This is a genomic window from Sneathiella litorea, assembly GCF_009882915.1.
Taxonomy (GTDB): Bacteria; Pseudomonadota; Alphaproteobacteria; order Sneathiellales; family Sneathiellaceae; genus Sneathiella; species Sneathiella litorea.
The window spans coordinates 468,126-485,493 of record NZ_WTUW01000001.1 but is presented as its reverse complement, the minus strand read 5'-3'; the positions used below and the strand labels follow the sequence as shown (position 1 = coordinate 485,493).

The window sequence follows — 17,368 nt, the reverse complement described above, 5'->3', positions numbered from 1 at the left end:
TGTAATTTCCTTCTAGTTACTTTCTACACCTGAGAGAGCCCGCGCAAAATCCTTGGCGGCAAAGGGTTGTAGGTCATCTTCACTTTCGCCAACGCCGATGGCATGGACAGGCAGGCTAAAGCGATCCGCGATAGCGACCAAGACCCCGCCGCGCGCGGTACCATCCAGCTTCGTCATCACGAGCCCAGTGACGTTACAGACTTTCCCGAAAATTTCCACCTGGTTCAGCGCATTCTGTCCCGTTGTCGCATCCAGTACGAGAAGACAGGAGTGCGGGGCGTCAGGGTCAAGTTTTTTGATCACCCGAAGAATTTTTTCAAGCTCGGCCATCAGGTCGGTTTTATTTTGCAGTCTTCCCGCGGTATCGATCAGCAGTAAGTCGGCCTGCTCTGCTTTCGCTTTTTCAAGCGCGGTAAAGGAAAGGCCGGCCGCATCACCGCCGACTTTAGTGGTGACAACATCGCAGCCGGTACGCTGGCCCCAGACTTGAAGCTGTTCAACCGCTGCCGCGCGAAATGTATCTCCTGCGGCAAGTACCACTTTCTTACCTGCTGAGCGGTACTGCTTGGCGAACTTGCCGATGGTCGTTGTCTTGCCGGAGCCATTAACGCCGACAACGAGCACGACATGCGGTTTCCGGCTTTCATCCAGCAGAAAAGGTTGGGCGACCGGGTCCAGAATTGTGGAGACCTCATCGGCGAGGGCGCCGCGAATCTCTTCTGGTGCGATTTCCTTGTCAAAGCGGTTCTTCGCGATATTGGCAGCGATACGGGCTGAAGTGGCAACGCCAAGATCCGCACTGATCAGAAGTTCTTCCAGTTCCTCGATGACGTCGTCGTCGAGTTTGCGTTTAGTGAAGATATCCGTAATTCCGCCCGAAATAGCTGAGGAAGAACGTTTGAGCCCGTCACGCAGGCGGCTGAACCAGCCTTTCTTCTCTTCTGTCTTACTCATTATTCTATGCTCTCGGCGGGTGCAGCAAATACTTTTTTGCCGTTTGTTCCGGTAATTTCGACAGTGATAATCTCACCGCCGGTCGCCGAAAAGTCCAGCTCGACAGGTGCGTAATGTCGTGTTCTTCCTGTTGTGTCGTTTTCAACGAGGACAGTTTGCTTCGTTCCGACAAGACTTTCCAAAAATCGTGACAGGTTTTTATCGCCAGCGGCGCGAAGGCTGGCCGCGCGCGCTTTTCGGAGGTCGCCGGGGACTTGCGGCATTTTTGCGGCTGGTGTGCCGGGGCGTGCAGAATAAGGGAAGACGTGCATATAGGCAATGTCGCAGTCTTCAATTAGCTTGAGGCTGTTTGCGGCCATTTCGTCCGTTTCCGTCGGAAATCCGGCAATAATATCAGCGCCAAAAACAACATCAGGTCGGAGTTGACGTGCCTTCTCGACGAAAGCGTAAACGTCATCTCGTAGATGCCGCCGCTTCATTCTTTTAAGCACCATATCATCGCCCGCCTGCAGGCTGATATGTAGATGCGGCATCAGGCGCGGTTCTGTCTCAATCAAGCGCCACAGGTCGTCATCCACCTCAACCGGGTCGAGGGATGAAAGACGCAAATGCGCAATTTCGGGAACAGCGGCAAGCAGTCGGCGGCACATCTGGCCCAAGGTCGGTGATCCTGGTAAATCCTCTCCATAGGCGGTGATATCGACCCCCGTGAGGACAAATTCCTTATACCCATTCTTGGTAAGGGAGCGGGCCTGATCGACAATCGCGCCCATAGGCACGGACCGGCTATTGCCACGGCCATAAGGAATGATGCAAAAAGTACAGCGGTGATTGCAGCCATTCTGGATCTGCAGAAAGGCGCGGGCGCGACCATCAAATCCTTCAATAAGATGCCCGGCGGTTTCTTCGGCGGACATGATATCATTAACCTGCACGCGCTCCGTTTGCTTCAGACCGAAGGATTCCGGCTCCAGCTTCTCCATATTGCCGAGGATCTGGTCCACCTCCGGCATATTGGAGAATTGCTCCGGTTTGGTTTGGGCCGCGCAACCGGTGACGATGATCTTGGCATCGGGATGTTCCCGGCGCGCTTTGCGCACGGCCTGCCGGGCCTGTCGCTCCGCTTCATTCGTGACCGCGCAGCTATTGATGATAACGGCATTGGTCATCCCGGCCGACATCGCATGGCCGCGCATCACTTCAGATTCATAGGTATTCAGGCGGCAACCGAAGGTAATGATTTCAGGTGCAGCAAGCGGTTTATTCTCACCCATTATGCCGCCCCTTTCAAAAGGTTTGCATCGAGCGTGCCGTGATAAGCGGTGGCGATTGGTCCTCCCATAAAGACATGGCCATTCTCGCCAAGACGCAAATCAAGTGGACCACCGTTCAGATGTAACGTTGCTTCCTTGCCCGCTAATCCGCGGATATTCGCCGCCACTATGGTTGCGCAGGCGGCTGAGCCGCAGGCAAGCGTAATGCCAACTCCACGCTCCCAGACGCGCAGACGAAGGTCGCCATTCTCCATTTTGCTGACGACACTGATATTCGCTTTTGCGGGAAATATCGGATCCGTTTCAGCAATGGGTCCCCATTTTTCAAGATCCACGGCTTCGGCGTCTTCAACGAAGAAAACCACGTGGGGATTGCCCATATTGACACCCACCGGATCGCTGAGCGGGCCGACGGTCAGATTGATATGCTTTGTATCCTCCTCCCGCGAGAGGGGGATGTCCTGCCAGCCCAGCTTCGGCAGGCCCATATCTATCACAATATGTTGCCGATCCTCGGTCGTTGCGGCAAGAAACCCGGCGCGCGTCTCAATTGTGACAGCATTCTTGTCCGCTTCCTCCATCAGGAGATGAGCGACACAGCGGGTCGCGTTGCCGCAGGCCTCTGCTTCGCTGCCATCGGAGTTGTAGATACGCATAAAGATGTCGGCGTCATGCGCCGTTGGCTCCATAACGATCAACTGGTCATAGCCGACGCCACGATGCCGATCAGCAATGGCGCGAAGGGCCGCGCCAGAGAGTTCTGGTGGCGTTGCCCGTCCGTCAATAATGACGAAATCATTGCCGAGGCCATGCATCTTTATGAAGGGAATCTGTTCCATAACCCGCGATATAGGCGTTTAGAGGCGTCCGGTCCAGCATATTTATCAGGATGAATCGTTGAGTTCTGCTTGACTTATGGCCGGGTCTATGGCTAATTCCGGCCAATCACGACAACCGAGTCGCAACATAAAAGTACCAAAACGGTACCCGTCAGCCCGCGAGTTTCGCGCCCTGGCGTTTTTTGCGTTGTTTGATTCGACGACTGAAATGTGGATTTTGAACGGGTTTAGGGCTGAATGTTTGAAAGTTTGACAGGCAGACTGGGTGATGTGCTTGGGCGGTTGACCAAGCGCGGTGCACTCACGGAAGCAGACGTCACGGAAGCGTTGCGCGAGGTTCGTGTTGCTCTTCTTGAGGCGGATGTTGCGCTGCCTGTTGTCAAAAGCTTCATCAAGCGGGTCAAAACCAGAGCGGTGGGGACGGAAGTCCTGAAATCCGTTAACCCGGCGCAAATGGTGATCAAGGTTGTTCACGACCAGCTCATCGAGATGCTGGGGTCGGAACAACAGGAACTTAACCTTGTTGCCGTTCCACCAGTCGTCTACATGATGGTCGGCTTGCAAGGCTCTGGTAAGACCACTTCAACCGCGAAAATTTCCAAGTGGCTGACGGAGAAGCAGGGCAAGAAGGTCATGATGGCCTCTCTCGACGTACGTCGTCCCGCAGCTCAGGAGCAACTCAAGATTCTGGGTGAGCAGACGGGGATTGCGACTTTGCCGATTATCGAAGGGCAGATGCCGGTCGATATCGCCAAGCGCGCCGTTCAGTCCGCGAAACTGCAGGGCGTTGACGTTATCATGCTCGATACTGCTGGTCGCCTGCATGTCGACGAATCACTGATGGCCGAGATGGAAGCAGTCCATAAAGAGACGGGTCCGACCGAAACTCTACTGGTTGTCGACAGCTTGACGGGTCAGGACGCAGTCAATGTGGCTGAGCAGTTCAAATCCCGCGTCGATGTTACCGGTATCGTCATGACCCGGATCGACGGTGACGGACGCGGTGGTGCCGCGCTATCCATGCGCGAAGTGACGGGTTGTCCGATTAAGCTTCTTGGTACCGGTGAAAAGTTGGATGCACTGGAAGCTTTCCATCCCGACCGGATCGCTAACCGTATCCTCGGTATGGGCGATATTGTCTCACTGGTTGAGAAGGCGGCGGAGACCATTGAAAAGGACGAAGCTGAAAAACTCGCCCTTAAAATGCAGAAGGGCATGTTCGACCTTGACGACCTGGCAAGCCAACTACGCCAGATGCGTAAAATGGGTGGCATGAACGGTCTTATCGGAATGCTTCCCGGTGTCGGCAAGATGAAGAAGCAACTGGATGCGGCCAACCTTGATGACCGTTTGCTGGTCCGTCAGGAGGCCATGATCCAGTCCATGACGCCAAAGGAACGGCGCAACCCGCAAATTATAGCCGCCTCCCGCAAGAAACGTATTGCCGCGGGGTCCGGCATGACTGTTCAGGATGTCAATCGTTTGCTTAAACAGCATAAGCAGATGGCCGGCATGATGAAAAAAGTGAAGAAACTTGGCAAAAAAGGCATTGCACGCGGAGGCATGCAGGGGCTTTTACCGCCAGGAATGAAATTATAACTGAATTTGAGTTTGTTGAAGGAAAGAATGTAATATGGCACTGAAAATTCGCCTAACCCGTCAGGGAGCTAAAAAGCGCCCTTTTTACCGCGTTGTTGTTGCTGAAGCGAGCAGCCCGCGGGATGGACGGTATATCGAACGGCTCGGCACCTATAACCCGATGCTGCCGAAAGATGATGAAAATCGCGTGTCCCTGAATGGAGAGCGCATCCAGTACTGGGTCGGCAATGGTGCGAAGGCAACAGACCGTGTGGCCCATCTGATGGCAATCGCGGGTCTTGGCGAGAAGCCGGTTCGGAATAACCCGGAAAAAGCCAAGCCAAAAGCAAAGGCACAGGAACGTTTGCGCGAACAGGAAGAAGCGCGCCAGGCGGCCGCGGAAGCTGCTGCTGAAGCCGAGGCTCCTGCTGAAGAAGCGCCGACTGAGGATGCGGAAGAGAAGACTGAGGCTTAGGGGCGAATTTCTGTGCCAAAGGCAGATATGTTGCTGCTGGGGGTGATCGTCGGCGCAAAGGGCATTAAGGGCGAGGTGAAGATTAAAAGCTTCACCGGAATTCCAGAGGATATCGCCGCTTATGGTCCATTGCAGGATGCATCCGGAAAGACGACTTTTAATTTGAAGGTCGTTAGTCTCAGCAAAGGTTTGCCGGTTGTGCGAATTAAGGGTATATCAGACCGCAATGCTGCCGAAGCCCTGAAAGGGACTGAGCTGTATGTGTCGCGGGATAAATTACCTGAAACGGAAGAAGAGGAAGAATACTATTATGCTGACCTGATTGGTCTGCCAGTATTCTTTCAGGACGGAACGAAATTCGGATCAATCTCTTGCCTTCATGATTTTGGCGCAGGGGATATGCTGGAGATCGTACCGGAGGGAAAAGGCGCGAAGGCTGCGGTTCTGGTTCCCTTTACCGCTGAAATGGTGCCCGAAGTGGATGTTTCGACCGGTCGGGTGGTTGTTGACCTGGGTGAGGATTTCTTTGAGATCCCGGAGAACCCTGAGAAGGCTTAGGCCGGGAAAGCGAGAAAGCGGATGGTCTGGACCGCCCATATCTTGAGTCTTTTCCCGGAGATGTTTCCGGGACCGCTGGGGGTAAGCCTGGCGGGCAAGGGCCTAAAAGATGGGGCATGGGACCTGAAGGTCAGAGACATTCGCGATTATGCCATTGGCAAGCATCGCACCGTCGATGACAGTCCTTTTGGCGGCGGCGCCGGAATGGTAATGCGGCCGGATGTGCTGGGGCCCGCTATTGATGCGGCTCTTGCGGGTTCGGAAGAGGTTGCGAGGGTGATTTATTTCAGTCCCCGTGGCCGAGTCATGGATCAGGCCTTCGCACGTGAACTGGCGGAGGGTCCGGGTGCAATTATGGTTTGCGGCCGCTTCGAAGGGGTCGATCAGCGGGTTTTGGAAACCCGAAATGTGGAAGAAGTTAGCCTTGGCGACTTCATTCTGTCCGGCGGCGAGATTGCGGCGCTGGCATTGTTGGATTCGGTGGTTCGCCTGTTGCCCGGCGTAACGGGAAACAGGGAATCGCTAGAGGAAGAAAGTTTTGCGGACGGGTTGTTGGAATATCCCCATTATACCCGCCCTCCGGTCTGGGAAGGCCGTTCGGTTCCGGAAGTTTTGCTTTCGGGCCATCATGAGAAAATCAGGGAATGGCGGTTACGCCAGTCCGAAGAGTTGACCAAGGCACGACGGCGGGACCTGTGGGACCGTCATAAAGCGTAATTTTTGATAAAAGGGTGAAAGCCATGAATACGGTTGAAAAGCTAGAGCAAGAGCAAATCGAGAAGCTGACAGCGGAACGTCCGGTACCTCAGTTTCGTTCCGGAGATACACTTCGGGTGCATGTAAAGGTCGTTGAGGGCACGCGTGAGCGTATCCAGGCTTTTGAAGGCGTCTGCATTGCCCGTAACGGCGGTGGGATCAATGCCAACTTTACGGTCCGGAAAATTTCCTACGGTGAAGGCGTGGAACGTATTTTCCCGCTTTATTCCCCGCGTATCGATCGTATTGAAGTCGTTCGCCAGGGTGTTGTTCGCCGGGCGAAGCTTTACTACCTGCGCGAACTGCGTGGTAAGAAGGCTCGAATCCGGGAACGTCGCGAAGACCGCTACGGTAACCAGAACGCTGGCTAATTGAGTAGTGGGCACGCCTGCGGGAAATTAATGATAAGAAAATTTGACGATTTGCGAGGATAGAAAATGGGAACCCCTAGGACCTTGTACGATAAAATCTGGGACAGTCATGTTGTGGACCAACTGGAAGACGAAGCCTATATTCTATACATCGACCGTCATCTTGTTCACGAAGTAACCAGCCCGCAGGCATTTGAAGGATTACGTAATTCAGGCCGCAAGGTTCGCCGTCCTGATGCGACATTTGCCGTTGCTGACCATAATGTCCCCACCAAGGATATCGAGAAGGGAATTACTGACCCTGAAAGCAAGCTGCAGGTGGATACGTTGGAAGCCAATACGGCGGAGTTCGGTGTCCCCTACTTTTCGATGACCGATGACCGACGGGGGATTGTCCACATTATTGGGCCGGAACAGGGTTTGACCCTGCCGGGCATGACCATCGTATGTGGTGATTCTCATACCTCCACCCACGGTGCGTTTGGTGCGCTCGCACATGGCATCGGGACGTCAGAGGTTGAGCATGTGCTTGCGACGCAGACCCTGGTTCAGGAAAAAGCCAAAAACATGCGCGTGACGGTCCATGGTGATCTTCCTCTCGGTGTTACGGCGAAAGACATAGCGCTTGCCATTATCGGCAAGATCGGAACCGCTGGCGGTACCGGGCATGTGATTGAATATGCCGGTGATGCGATCCGTGCCCTGTCGATGGAAGGGCGCATGACGCTTTGTAACATGACGATTGAGGCTGGAGCGCGTGCCGGTCTGATTGCTCCGGATGAAACCACTTTTGAGTACGTAAAGGGCCGCCCATATGCGCCAAAGGCCGGTATGTATGAACAGGCTGTCGCGTATTGGAAGTCGCTGAGTACCGATGAGGGCGCGCATTTTGACAAGGAAGTTGAGCTCGATGCGAGCGACTTGATTCCTTACGTCACCTGGGGCACAAGCCCGGAAGACGCTCTGCCGATTACAGGGTCTGTGCCCGCACCGGGTGACTTTGCTGATGAAGGCAAACGTGGCGCGGCGGAACGGGCGCTCGGTTACATGGGCCTGACCGCGGGCATGAAGCTCACCGATATTGAGGTAGATCATGTTTTCATTGGCTCCTGCACCAACGGGCGGATTGAAGATTTACGTGAGGTCGCCAAGATCGTTGAAGGAAAGAAAGTCAAGGAAACAGTCAACGCCATAATTGTACCTGGCTCTGGACTGGTTAAAATTCAGGCGGAAGCGGAAGGCCTCGACAAGATTTTTGAGGCCGCCGGATTTGAGTGGCGTCAGCCGGGCTGTTCCATGTGCCTTGCCATGAATGCGGACAAGCTCGATGAGGGAGATCGTTGCGCGTCCACGTCAAACCGTAATTTTGAAGGTCGTCAGGGGCGCGGCGGTCGGACGCATCTCGTCAGCCCGGGCATGGCCGCAGCAGCAGCGGTAACTGGCCGTCTGACCGATGTTCGGGAACTGATGTAAGGGGAAAATAATAATGGAAAAGTTTAACAAGCTAACAGCAGTTGCCGCGCCAATGCCCCTGGTCAATATCGATACCGATATGATCATCCCCAAACAGTTCCTGAAGACAATTCAGCGTGCTGGACTGGGTAAGAATTTGTTCGCAGAAATGCGCTATGACAATGATGGGAATGAGAAAGAGGACTTTGTCCTCAACCAACCGGCCTACCGGAATGCAGAAATACTGATTGCGGGCGATAACTTCGGCTGTGGCTCCAGTCGTGAGCATGCTCCCTGGGCGCTTCTCGATTTTGGTATCCGTTGTGTCATTTCCACAAGCTTTGCGGATATTTTTCATAACAACTGTTTCCGTAACGGAATTCTACCGATTGAGGTATCTCCGGAAGAACTCGAAAAATTAATGGAGGATGCAGAGCGTGGCGCTAACGCGACAATCTCCATTGATCTGGAGGCTCAGGAAATACGGGGGCCGGATGGCGGCGTCATTCATTTCGAGGTTGAGCAGTTTAACAAGCATTGCCTGCTCACAGGTCTTGATGAGATTGGCCTGACCCTGAAAAAGGAAAACAAGGTTGCGGAATATGAAGAGTCCCGCAAACTACAGCAGCCCTGGTTGTAATCCGAGTTCCGAATATTAGAGAGTAATTTGTTATGGCATCGAATAAATCCCTGTTGATCCTGCCTGGTGACGGCATCGGCCCCGAAGCTATGGGCGAAGTACGCCGTATTGTTGGCTGGATGGAAGATAACCGCGCTGTTTCCTTTGATATCGATGAGGATCTCGTCGGTGGGTCATCTATTGACAAGCATGGTATTCCGATAACAGACGAGGTTGTCGATAAAGCGCAGAATGTGGACGCGGTCCTGCTCGGTGCGGTTGGCGGACCAAAATGGGATAATCTTGATTTCTCGATCAAGCCGGAGCGGGGGCTTTTGCGTCTTCGCAAGGATCTGGAGCTTTTTGCCAACCTTCGCCCAGCAGTGTGTTTCGATGCGCTGGTTGATGCGTCCAGCCTGAAACCAGAACTTGTGAGCGGTCTTGATATCATGATCGTTCGAGAGTTGACTGGTGGCGTTTATTTTGGGGAACCTCGCGGAATCGAGGATCTCGGAAACGGAATTCGCCGGGGTGTGAATACCCAGGTTTATACGACTCCGGAAATTCACCGGGTTGCCCGCGTCGCCTTTGAGCTTGCTAAGAAGCGCAATAATCGCGTTTGCTCCAGCGAAAAGGCAAACGTCATGGAATCGGGCGTCCTCTGGCGTGAAGAGGTTACGAAAATCGGTGAATCGGAATTCCCGGAAGTCGAGCTTAGCCATATGTATGCGGATGCAGCGGCAATGGAACTCGTCCGCAAGCCCAAGCAGTTTGATGTTATTGTCACTGATAATCTTTTTGGCGACATTCTTTCTGACTGCGCGGCGATGTTGACAGGTTCACTTGGTATGTTGCCGTCGGCATCTCTCGGCGACGTCGATGAGACGGGCCGGCGCAAGGCACTCTATGAGCCCGTTCATGGCTCCGCCCCGGACATTGCGGGTCAGAATATTGCGAATCCTATTGCAACCATCCTCTCCTATGCCATGGCGTTGCGTTATAGCTTTGATATGGGCGAAGAAGCGGATCTTGTTGAGGGTGCAGTGCAAAAAGTCCTTGAAAGTGGTATACGCACTGGCGATATCATGGCAACGGGCATGACGCAGGTATCGACCACGGAAATGGGCGATGCCATTATCCGTGAGCTGGATAAAGCGAACGGTTAATTCACGCTAAATGCGCGATTGATTTAACCATCGGTGCTAATGCATCGGGAAAGAGAAGAGATTAAAATCATGGGATACAGAGTTGCGGTAGTCGGTGCCACTGGGAATGTGGGCCGCGAAATGCTGAATATTTTGCATGAAAGACAATTTCCTGCGACGGAAGTTATCGCGCTCGCCTCGAAACGTTCTGTTGGGCGCGAAGTGTCCTTTGGCGATAAAACGTTGAAGGTGAAGGCGCTGGAAGATTTTAATTTCACGGGAACAGATTTCGCTCTCTTTTCCGCAGGCGGTACGGTGTCGGCAAAATTCGCCCCGATTGCGGCCGCTCAAGGGGCAATTGTGATCGATAACTCGTCTCATTTCCGTATGGATCCGGACGTCCCATTAATCGTGCCGGAGGTTAATCCGCAGGATGCCGCTGGATATACGCGCAAAAACATTATTGCCAACCCGAACTGCTCGACGGCGCAGCTTGTCGTGGCGTTGAAGCCACTTCATGACGCGGCTGTCATCAAGCGTGTCGTGGTTTCAACCTATCAATCAACATCCGGCGCAGGCAATGAGGCAATGGACGAATTGTTTACCCAGACCAAGGGTATCTATGTGAATGATACACCGACCCCATCAAAATTCACCAAGCAGATCGCCTTTAACGTGATCCCGCATATTGATGTCTTTATGGATGACCGTTACACCAAGGAAGAATGGAAGATGATGGTTGAGACTAAGAAAATTGTCGATCCGGCGATTAAGCTGACGGCCACTTGTGTACGTGTTCCGACGTTCGTCGGCCATGCTGAAAGCATCAATATCGAGTTTGAGAATGAATTGACAGCGGATCGTGCACGAGAAATCTTGCGCGAGTCTCCGGGCATTATGGTCGTCGATAACCCGGAAGAAAACGGTTATGTGACGCCGGTCGAATGCGTCGGCGATTACGCGACTTTTATCTCCCGCATTCGGGATGATTCAACGATCGAAAATGGCATCAACCTGTGGTGCGTTTCGGATAACCTTCGTAAGGGTGCCGCGCTTAACACCGTTCAAATCGCTGAATTGGTTGGACGTGAGTATCTGAAAAAAGCGGCGTAGTCGTCGCCACGACCTAAAAACTAAGCCGGCCCGACGTAAATTAATTAACGTCGGGCCGGCTTGTTCATTTCTTCACCTTGTCATAGTCTTTCAGAATGTCAAAACAGTCGCACGGCTGTTTCCAAATTCCGGAGATCGTTATGACGGTACATATTCTGAATCTCACTAGATCATTCCTCATTTTTTTGGCGGTGGCCTTGATGGTAATCCCGACAGCTTTGGCGCGGGATCACTTTGTGGATCCAGAGGCGTCTGCTGATGTGGCGAATGGAAGCAAAGGCGCCCCCTGGCGCAGTTTGCAGACGCTACTTGATGAAAATGTAATCCAATCCGGTGATCGCGTAATTCTCGCGGGCGGGTCCTACGGTCGACTCGTCATTCAGAATAAGGCGCTGTCCGATACGACGTGGATCGTTGCCGCCGAAGGTCAGCAAGCCATCTTCGAAAATCTGGAAATCAGGGGAAGTGCCAATTGGGCCTTAATGGGCCTGACCGTGACGTCTAAGGGGATGCGAAAGTCGGAAGAGAAATACCATGTCCGTATTGATAAGAACTCCCGCAATATCAAAATTGTCGGCTTTACCATTTATACAGTAGAGGATATCACCGATTGGTCAGCGGATGACTGGAATGAAAAAGCGCTGGACGGTATTTTTTCCGAGGCGGACTATACGGACATTCACGAAAACAAAATCCGGAATGTTAATTTTGGCATTTCAACCTTGGGCGCGCATAGCTCCGTCGTTGGCAATGAGGTCAAGAACTTCTCCGGGGATGGCCTTCGGGGTTTGGGAGACCATAGTTTGTTTGAAGGAAATGTAGTGAAAAACTGCTACCAGGTAAATCCAAACCATTCCGACGGTTTTCAATCCTGGTCTGTCGGTGCGGACGGGCGGCCCGGAACAGGTGTAATAAAAGACGTGACTTTGCGTCGAAATCTCATCGTTAATTACGAAGATTTTTATCAGCCCTATGCCTGCAAGCTTGAGGGAATAGGCATGTTTAACGGTGTCTATGAGGATTGGACCATCGAGAACAACATAATTGTGGTCGATAACTGGCATGGAATTTCCGTATTCGGTGCGAAAAACGTGCGTATCAAAAACAATACGGTGATGGACATCGACTACTTCCCGCCCGGCCCTGCCACGATTACAATTATTTCAGTCGCTGGTGATGATCCGGCGGAGGCGAGCCTGATTGCCAATAATATTGCAAATGAGATAAAAATCGAAGGGGATGGTGTTGAGCGCTTCGGCAATCTTGAAATCGATGATCTGGATGATGTTTTCGTCGACATTGATGATGGAGATTATCAACTGCCGAAGGATAGCGAAGCCATTGACAATGGGGTGCCGGACCCCGCGATGACAGTAGATTTTTTTGGTCATCCCAGGCCCGCGGGGAAAGGCCCGGATGTTGGCGCGGTTGAGCGGCAAAACTGAGATTTTTAGATTGCGGCTGTTTGGAACAACTGGATTTTTGTCCCTAATTGTTGCGTCGCAATAAAAACCCTTTATGATGCGGCTCGCATTTCTCAAGTTGCTGATATTTATGAATAGGGCGATGCGCCCGAGGGAATAACAATGACAAAAACAATTCGCCCCCGTCGTTCGGTTCTTTATATGCCGGGTTCCAATGCCCGAGCCCAGGAAAAAGCGAAAACACTCACGGCAGACGCCCTTATTCTGGATCTTGAAGACGCGGTTGCTCCGGATGCAAAGGCAGAGGCCCGCGAAATCGTCTGCGCCAATGCGGCTTTGGGCGATTATGGCAATCGTGAAATCATTATTCGGGTCAACGGTCTTGATACGCCTTGGGGAAAAGAAGACATTATCGCGGCGGCGAAAGCAGGTCCCGATGCGATCCTGCTGCCTAAAGTTGAAAGCGCTGCGCAGGTTCATGAGCTGGAAAAAATCATGACGGACGCCGGCGCGCCGGAGACAACGACGATCTGGTGCATGATGGAAACGCCACTCGGCATGCTGAAGGCTGAGGAAATTGCCTCATCGAGCCCGCGAGTAGACTGTTTGGTCATGGGCACTTCAGACCTTGTAAAGGAATTACAGGCGCTACATACACCGATGCGCCTTCCGGTGGTCACGTCGCTTGGCTTGTGTTTGCTGGCGGGTCGCGCCTATGGGCTCACGGTTCTTGACGGTGTTTATCTCGATCTTGCAGATGAAGACGGCTTTCATGCTTCCTGTGTGCAGGGGCTGGAATTCGGGTTCGATGGCAAGACCCTGATCCACCCGAAGCAGCTTGCGTCTACAAACGAAGTATTTGCGCCTTCAGAGGCTGAAGTGGCCCATTCTCGAAAAGTCATTGAGGCTTTCGAAGCTGCTGAGAAGGAAGGCAAGGGCGTTGTCCTTGTTGACGGCAAGCTTGTCGAAAACCTTCATGTTGAGATTGCAAAAGCGAAAGTCGCCATGGCCGACGCCATCGCAGCCGCCGCCGAGTAAGGAAAAAGAAAAACAATGAGCAAAACAAATCCCGGAAATTATTTCGAAGATTTCAAAATCGGACAAGTGCTCGATCATGCAACACCGCGGACCATAACCGAGGGCGATGTCTCGCTCTACACCGCGCTTTATGGCGGACGATTTGCGCTGCAATCGGCGGATAGTTTTGCCATGGAATGTGGCCTTGAGGCGGCACCGGTTGATGACCTTCTGGTCTTTCATATTGTATTCGGCAAAACCGTGCCGGACGTTTCACTGAATGCGGTCGCTAACCTTGGCTATGCGGATGTTCAGTTCAAGGCTCCTGTCTTCCCGGGCGATACCGTAAAGACCAGTTCAACGGTGATCGGGCTTAAGGAAAACTCCAACGGTAAAACCGGCGTGGTGTATGTTCGATCGACCGGCACCAACCAGATGGGCGCAATCGTTCTTGATTATGTGCGCTGGGTGATGGTCCGCAAGAAAGATGAAGCAGCGCCAGCACCGGAAGCTGTCGTGCCGGAGCTGCCCGATCGCGTTGATCCATCGCAGATTTCCCTGCCGCATGGAATTGATTTCTCAGGCTATGATTCCACGCTCGCCGGATCTCCTCATTTTTATGAGGATTATGAGGTGGGTGAGAAGATCGATCATGTGGACGGTATGACGATAGAGGAAGCCGAGCATATGATGGCGACGCGGCTGTATCAGAACACAGCCAAGGTTCATTTTAACCAGCACCAGATGCAGAATGACCGCTTTGGTCGGCGCTTGATATACGGGGGCCATATCATCAGTCTTGCACGTGCGCTTTCCTTTAATGGTCTTGGCAATGCGCAGCTGATCGCGGCTATCAATGGAGGCTCCCATACGGCACCGACTTTTGCAGGTCATACAATCTATGCCTGGAGCGAAATACTCGAAAAATCTGATCTTGCCGATAATCCAACTGGCGGCGCCCTGCGTATTCGAACAATAGCCACAAAAGACACTCCTTGTGAGGGATTTCCTGATAAACAGGATGGCGAAAAGCGCGATCCCGCAGTCGTGCTCGATATTGATTATTGGGCGGTCTTGCCAAAAAGGACGATCGCGGTGTAAATAGGCGCACAGCTCTATTGACTTGAGATAGTTGAGGTTTAAAATCCTCAGCGAAAAAAGAACAAGAATTAACGGAATTTTATCAGCGAGAAAGACTTCCAAATGGCGAAAATTGAAAGACCGCTGTCGCCGCATCTGCAAATTTACAAGCCGCAGATCACGATGGTTACCTCAATTACGCATCGCGCGACCGGTATAGCCCTTGGGGTGGGAACGCTGTTGTTGGCGTGGTGGCTAATCGCTGTCGCAAGCGGACCAGAGGCGTATGAGACAGTCAGTGCGTTTATGACTTCCTGGTTTGGACAGATTATCCTGTTCGGGTTTACCTGGTCGCTGTTTTACCATCTCTGCAATGGTATTCGTCATCTTTTCTGGGATATGGGCAAGGGATTTGAACTGCCGACCATGCGGAAGTCCGGTATGGCGGCGATTATTGCCTCTGTCGTGCTGACCCTGCTTACCTGGATTATCGCCTACGCTATGGGAGCCTGAACTATGGGAATGAGAGCCCCTCTTAAAAGTGTCCGCGGCCTGGGTTCCGCGAAAGAAGGCACGACTCACTGGTGGTACCAGAAGGTGACGGCTATCGCTTTGATACCGCTCTTTTTGATCGCACTTGGTTTTTTTGTCAGCTTGGTTGGCGCTGAATATACCCATGTGCGTTACGTGCTTGGTCAGCCCTTTATTTCGCTTGTGATGTTACTGCTGATTGGTGCGATGTTTTATCATCTAAAACTCGGCCTTCAGGTTGTTATTGAAGATTATATTCATACGGAAAGCACGAAAGTCTTTCTGCTGTTGCTCAACAGTTTTTTATGCGCGGTCGTCGGCTTGGCCTCTGCGCTCGCAATATTGAAGCTGGCCCTCGGGGGATAAAGAGAAGATCATGTCAGAAGCCTATCCAATTACAGAACATAAATATGACGTGGTCGTTGTCGGTGCCGGTGGTGCGGGCTTGCGCGCGACCATGGGCATGGCGGCCGCCGGTCTGAAAACAGCCGCTGTTACCAAAGTATTCCCCACTCGAAGCCATACTGTTGCGGCGCAGGGGGGAATCTCTGCCTCGCTGGGTAATATGGGTGAAGATAACTGGCAGTGGCATATGTATGACACGGTCAAGGGTTCCGACTGGCTCGGCGATCAGGACGCTATCGAATATATGTGTCGTGAGGCACCTGCATCAGTTCTTGAACTAGAGCAATTCGGCATGCCTTTCAGCCGGACTGAAGAGGGCAAGATCTATCAGCGCGCTTTTGGCGGGATGACAACCCAGTTCGGGGAAGGTCCTGCCGCGCAGCGGACTTGCGCCGCAGCGGACCGGACCGGTCATGCGATGCTGCATACCCTGTATAGCCAGAGTCTCAAGCATGACACTGAATTCTTTATCGAGTATTTCGCACTCGATCTGATCATGGACAAGGATGGTGCTTGCAAGGGCGTGCTCTGTCTCAGCCTTGAAGATGGCACCTTGCATCTATTCCGGGCGCATATGGTCGTTCTGGCGACGGGTGGTTACGGACGCACCTTCTTCTCTTGCACCTCTGCACATACCTGTACAGGGGATGGTGGCGGCATGGTACTGCGCGCCGGGCTGCCCCTTCAGGATATGGAGTTTATCCAGTTCCATCCAACCGGCATTTATGGTGCGGGTTGCTTGATCACTGAAGGTGTGCGCGGTGAAGGCGGCTTCCTTGTGAATGGCGAGGGCGAACGGTTTATGGAACGCTATGCGCCTCATGCGAAGGATCTTGCCAGCCGTGACGTGGTAAGCCGGTCCATGACTCTTGAAATTCGCGAAGGGCGTGGCGTTGGCTCACGTAAAGATCATATCTATCTGCATCTGGATCACCTTGATCCGGCAATGATCGATGAACGCCTGCCCGGTATCTCCGAAAGCGCTCGTATTTTCTCTGGTGTTGATGTTCATAAAGAGCCCATTCCGGTGCTGCCGACCGTGCATTACAACATGGGAGGTATTCCGACCAATTATCATGCGGAAGTTGTTGACCTGAAAGACGGCAATCCGGACGCAGTTGTCCCTGGCCTGATGGCTGTGGGTGAAGCAGCTTGTGTTTCCGTTCACGGGGCGAACCGTCTTGGATCCAACTCCCTGATTGACCTTGTGGTGTTTGGGCGGGCTGCCGCGCTTCGTGCGAAAGATGTGGTGACACCTGGCGCCGCTCATGCGCCGCTTCCTGCGGATGCCTGTGATGAAGCGCTGGCGCGTCTTGACAAATTCCGCAATGCAAATGGTGATAGTTCCACGGCAACCATTCGCGACAATATGCAGCGGGTGATGCAAGATGATTGTGCCGTATTCCGGACCAGCAAGACCCTTGCCGAAGGTGTTGAAAAGATCAACAAGGTGTGGGAGCAGATGCCGGATATCAAGACGACGGACCGGTCTCTTGTGTGGAATTCCGACCTTGTAGAAACGCTAGAGCTGGACAACCTGATCCGACAGGCGGTTGTTTCAATGACAGCAGCGGAAAACCGTAAGGAAAGCCGCGGGGCGCATGCCCATGAGGACTTCCCTGATCGTGATGATGAAAACTGGATGAAGCACACGCTCACCTATCACAGTGATGAAGGCGGCGTGAAACTCGATTACCGACCGGTGCATGATTATACGCTGACGGATGAGATCGATTATATCAAACCAAAGGCACGTGTGTATTAAGCGCGTTAGGAA

At 52.8% G+C, this 17,368-nt stretch carries 18 protein-coding genes; 15 read left to right on the top strand and 3 right to left on the bottom strand.

Annotation, left to right across the window (positions count from 1 at the left end; translation table 11 throughout):
• Positions 1–12 precede the first annotated feature (12 nt).
• The 3 genes from ftsY to dapF are packed head-to-tail and all read right to left on the bottom strand — an operon-like array spanning position 13 to position 3,067.
• Positions 13–954, bottom strand: coding sequence for a signal recognition particle-docking protein FtsY (gene ftsY, locus GQE98_RS02355; RefSeq protein ID WP_161313938.1), 942 nt, complete (start codon positions 952–954; stop codon positions 13–15).
• On the bottom strand, positions 954–2,228 hold the full coding sequence (gene mtaB, locus GQE98_RS02350; protein WP_161313937.1) for a tRNA (N(6)-L-threonylcarbamoyladenosine(37)-C(2))-methylthiotransferase MtaB: 1,275 nt from the start codon (positions 2,226–2,228) through the stop codon (positions 954–956). Before mtaB ends, ftsY begins: the two co-directional genes overlap by 1 nt.
• The gene (gene dapF / locus GQE98_RS02345) at positions 2,228–3,067 is read right to left on the bottom strand and encodes a diaminopimelate epimerase (protein WP_161313936.1); all 840 of its coding nucleotides are present in this window, start codon (positions 3,065–3,067) and stop codon (positions 2,228–2,230) included. The genes mtaB and dapF overlap by 1 nt, the downstream gene beginning before the upstream one ends.
• Positions 3,068–3,304: 237 nt before the next feature.
• Between dapF and ffh the strand changes: the two genes are divergently transcribed.
• The 15 genes from ffh (at position 3,305) to sdhA (ending at position 17,356) form a co-directional block, all read left to right on the top strand.
• Positions 3,305–4,666, top strand: a complete 1,362-nt coding sequence (gene ffh / locus GQE98_RS02340; protein WP_161313935.1) for a signal recognition particle protein — start codon at positions 3,305–3,307, stop codon at positions 4,664–4,666.
• Positions 4,667–4,700: 34 nt separating this feature from the next.
• The gene (gene rpsP / locus GQE98_RS18360) at positions 4,701–5,120 is read left to right on the top strand and encodes a 30S ribosomal protein S16 (RefSeq protein WP_161313934.1); all 420 of its coding nucleotides are present in this window, start codon (positions 4,701–4,703) and stop codon (positions 5,118–5,120) included.
• 12 nt (positions 5,121–5,132) lie between these two features.
• Entirely contained in the window at positions 5,133–5,678 is a 546-nt protein-coding gene (gene rimM / locus GQE98_RS02330) for a ribosome maturation factor RimM (RefSeq protein ID WP_202526036.1), read from the top strand.
• A gap of 21 nt (positions 5,679–5,699) precedes the next feature.
• Complete coding sequence (gene trmD / locus GQE98_RS02325) at positions 5,700–6,395, top strand: tRNA (guanosine(37)-N1)-methyltransferase TrmD (RefSeq protein ID WP_161313933.1); 696 nt, start codon at positions 5,700–5,702, stop codon at positions 6,393–6,395.
• Positions 6,396–6,418: 23 nt separating this feature from the next.
• Positions 6,419–6,805: a 50S ribosomal protein L19 gene (rplS, locus tag GQE98_RS02320; protein WP_161313932.1), complete on the top strand. Its 387-nt coding sequence runs from the start codon at positions 6,419–6,421 to the stop codon at positions 6,803–6,805.
• A gap of 66 nt (positions 6,806–6,871) precedes the next feature.
• Entirely contained in the window at positions 6,872–8,278 is a 1,407-nt protein-coding gene (leuC, locus tag GQE98_RS02315) for a 3-isopropylmalate dehydratase large subunit (protein ID WP_161313931.1), read from the top strand.
• A gap of 13 nt (positions 8,279–8,291) precedes the next feature.
• Positions 8,292–8,897: a 3-isopropylmalate dehydratase small subunit gene (gene leuD, locus GQE98_RS02310; protein ID WP_161313930.1), complete on the top strand. Its 606-nt coding sequence runs from the start codon at positions 8,292–8,294 to the stop codon at positions 8,895–8,897.
• Between the two features lie 32 nt (positions 8,898–8,929).
• Positions 8,930–10,042, top strand: a complete 1,113-nt coding sequence (gene leuB / locus GQE98_RS02305) for a 3-isopropylmalate dehydrogenase (protein WP_161313929.1) — start codon at positions 8,930–8,932, stop codon at positions 10,040–10,042.
• A 69-nt stretch (positions 10,043–10,111) separates the two neighbouring features.
• On the top strand, positions 10,112–11,134 hold the full coding sequence (locus GQE98_RS02300; protein WP_161313928.1) for an aspartate-semialdehyde dehydrogenase: 1,023 nt from the start codon (positions 10,112–10,114) through the stop codon (positions 11,132–11,134).
• A 140-nt stretch (positions 11,135–11,274) separates the two neighbouring features.
• A complete protein-coding gene (locus GQE98_RS02295) occupies positions 11,275–12,579 on the top strand; it encodes a choice-of-anchor Q domain-containing protein (protein ID WP_161313927.1) in 1,305 nt (434 codons plus the stop codon).
• A gap of 141 nt (positions 12,580–12,720) precedes the next feature.
• Positions 12,721–13,596, top strand: coding sequence for an HpcH/HpaI aldolase/citrate lyase family protein (locus tag GQE98_RS02290; protein ID WP_161313926.1), 876 nt, complete (start codon positions 12,721–12,723; stop codon positions 13,594–13,596).
• A gap of 15 nt (positions 13,597–13,611) precedes the next feature.
• Positions 13,612–14,676 (top strand): MaoC family dehydratase, encoded by a 1,065-nt coding sequence (locus tag GQE98_RS02285; protein WP_161313925.1) that lies wholly within the window; start codon positions 13,612–13,614, stop codon positions 14,674–14,676.
• Between the two features lie 102 nt (positions 14,677–14,778).
• Positions 14,779–15,168 carry a succinate dehydrogenase, cytochrome b556 subunit gene (gene sdhC / locus GQE98_RS02280; RefSeq protein ID WP_161313924.1) on the top strand — a complete coding sequence of 130 codons (390 nt, stop codon included), beginning with the start codon at positions 14,779–14,781 and terminating at the stop codon, positions 15,166–15,168.
• Positions 15,169–15,171: 3 nt separating this feature from the next.
• Positions 15,172–15,552: a succinate dehydrogenase, hydrophobic membrane anchor protein gene (gene sdhD, locus GQE98_RS02275; protein ID WP_161313923.1), complete on the top strand. Its 381-nt coding sequence runs from the start codon at positions 15,172–15,174 to the stop codon at positions 15,550–15,552.
• A gap of 10 nt (positions 15,553–15,562) precedes the next feature.
• Positions 15,563–17,356, top strand: coding sequence for a succinate dehydrogenase flavoprotein subunit (sdhA, locus tag GQE98_RS02270; RefSeq protein ID WP_161313922.1), 1,794 nt, complete (start codon positions 15,563–15,565; stop codon positions 17,354–17,356).
• Positions 17,357–17,368 lie beyond the last annotated feature (12 nt).